This window comes from Microcystis sp. M49636_WE2 (assembly GCF_030065375.1).
GTDB classification, from domain to species: domain Bacteria; phylum Cyanobacteriota; class Cyanobacteriia; order Cyanobacteriales; family Microcystaceae; genus Microcystis; species Microcystis aeruginosa_C.
The window spans coordinates 1-2,839 of sequence record NZ_JASJFG010000578.1; the positions used below are offsets into that span (position 1 = coordinate 1).

Sequence of the window (2,839 nt, forward strand, 5' to 3'; positions counted from 1 at the left end):
CTTTGATACCTTCGACTTTAGAAACCTTGGCGGTAGGAGAAATAGGAGTTGTAACCATCGTCTAACAGCACGATAACCTGTGGATAGGTCTTAGGAATAGGAATTTAGACAAGCTCGATCGATCCTAAGAAGTTTTACTAAGATGATCTCTAGAGTTCGTTCCAGACTCTGAGGTTAACAGTAGCGATCGAGACATCAATTCTATCTTAGCTTCTTACCGTCCCCCGCGAACGCCACCCACCGATCAACTTTTTATGACCAATTCTCCCAACATTAAAACGGTTATTAGTCAAGAACCCTACATTATTCTTAACAATCAGGGAGAAATTCTCCCTTCTATTAATCTGAGTCGTCCTAATTATAAATTGGGGCGAGATGGTCAACAGGTGGATTTAGTTGTTCCCCAACACTGGACGGTGGTGAGTCGAGTACAAGCTTGTTTTCGTCGTCAGGGAGATGATTACTATATCTACGATGGAGACGGGACTAATCCTAGTTCCAATAAACTTTTTATCAATAATCGCGTCATTACTCCCAAAGAGGGCTATCTTTTACGAAATGGAGATGAGATTAATATCGGTCAAGATGTCAAAAATTCGGTCAAGATCACCTATTATCATCCTAACCAACCAGTAAAAAGCCCACCTTTAGCTTTTAAATCGGTTTCCCTAAGCAATCGCAGTGTAGTTTTAGGACGAGATAATGCTGCGACTGTGGTTTTAGACGCTCCGACAATTTCCCGACAACACGCGATTATCGACATCGATAACCAAAATCGTTATATTCTCTACGACAAAAGCACCAATGGAGTCTTTATCGACGGAGAAAAAGTATCGGGTAGTGCCATTCTAACCAACGGTTGTACAGTGAGAATCGGCCCCTATAGTTTTAGGTTGCAGGGAGATGACTTAGTTTTATTAGATACGGGGGATAATATCCGTCTAGATGCCGAAAATATCGTCAGGATGGTGCGGGATAAAAAGAAACAACCTTTGATAATTCTCAATCATATCTCCTTACCGATCGAACCAAGTCAATTAGTGGCGATTGTTGGGGGAAGTGGTGCGGGAAAATCGACTTTCTTAAAGACTTTATTAGGAATTGAACCCACCACCTCGGGAACTGTTTATCTGAATGGGGAAGAGCTGCGCCAGAATTTTAATATCTATCGCACCCAAATCGGTTATGTTCCCCAATACGATATCGTCCACAGGGATTTAACCGTGGGAGAAGTGTTATATTATGCTTCTAAATTAAGGCTACCTCCGGATCTTAATTGCCAAGAAGTGATCGAGAAAACCCTGCAGCAGGTGGAATTGTTAGAAAGAAGAAATACTTTAGTCAGAGACTTAAGCGGTGGTCAATTAAAAAGGGTGAGTATTGCGGTAGAATTATTAGCCAATCCCAAATTATTCTTTCTAGATGAACCCACCTCGGGATTAGACCCCGGTTTAGATAAAAAGATGATGGAATTGCTGGCAAAATTGGCCAAAGAAGGCAGAACAATTCTCCTAGTTACCCATGCTACTAATAATATCAATCTCTGCGATCGATTAGTTTTTCTTGGTCAAGGGGGCAATTTATGTTATTTTGGTTCTCCGGGGGAGGCCTTAAATTTTTTCTCTTTACCTCAGGGGGATTTTGCCGATATTTATATTCATCTGGAAACTAGCGAAAAAGTTGAGCAAGAATGCCAACGTTTCCAACAATCCGACTACTACAAAAATAATATTGAAGCAAGAATCGGTAAAGTATTTCAGCAAAATAATAGTAAACCGCAACAGGTTCAACAATCTTTTTGGCTACAACTACAGGTTTTATGTCAACGCTATAGCCAATTAATTATCCGCGATCAGGTTAGTTTAATTTTATACCTATTAACCGCCCCGATTGGAATTTTCTTAATGGCCATGGTTTTAGGGGACGAAAATCCTTTATTTTTGGGGGATAATCCCAGTTTTGAGCAGGCTATCCAATCCGCACCTTTAGCCTTAAAAACTCTCTTTGTTTTTACCTGCGCGGAATTGTGGGTAGGTTTTGCCTGTTCCCTACAGGAAATTGTCAAAGAATCGCCAATTTATCAGCGAGAAAGATTAGTTAATCTGGGATTATTACCCTATTTATTCTCAAAAATTCTGGTTTTAGCAGCCGTAGCTTTTCTGCAAACAATTGTAATTACCTGCGTGATATTTTGGGGATTTACTGACCCGCAACCGGAATTAATGACCTGGTTAATTGGCTGTTTTATCACCACATTTTTAACTATATTTGCGGCGATTAATCTCGGTTTATTAATTTCTGCTGGCGTTAGTAATATCACCCAAGCAAATAGTGCCTTACCTTTAATTTTAATCCCTCAGATTATCTTTGCTGGCGTATTATTTAGCTTAGAAGGTCTGTGGAAATATCTATCATGGTTGATGATTAGTCGCTGGTCAATTGCTGCCTACGGTGTATTAGTAGAGGTGGAAACTATGATTGCAGAAGCGAAAGAACAAAATAGTTTTAATTTCCCTTTACCCTTTGAGGATGCCAATCAAGTTTATCAATTATCTATCAATAATTTGTTATTGAATTGGGGAGTTTTAATTCTTCATTCTCTTATTTATTTCCTCCTTACCTATTGGTTGCAAAAAAGAAAAGATATTTTGTGATCTAAATTATGAATTATGAATTATGAATTATGAATTATGAATGATAAGTAGGTAGGCGTTAAAAATTATCAGACACCCCCGTTATCAAGGGTAGGGTTGATTCATGAATCAACCCTACCTTATCAAGGGGGGATCAAGGGGGGATTAAAGGCAAAATCCATTTTTAATTTAATTATAACCAGCTA

At 39.0% G+C, this 2,839-nt stretch carries 1 protein-coding gene; it reads left to right on the forward strand.

The genetic code is table 11. The features are described 5' to 3' along the window. Positions 1-254 precede the first annotated feature (254 nt). A complete protein-coding gene (locus tag PX484_RS13305; protein WP_287765296.1) occupies positions 255-2,654 on the forward strand; it encodes an FHA domain-containing protein in 2,400 nt (799 codons plus the stop codon). The last annotated feature ends 185 nt before the right edge of the window (positions 2,655-2,839 follow it).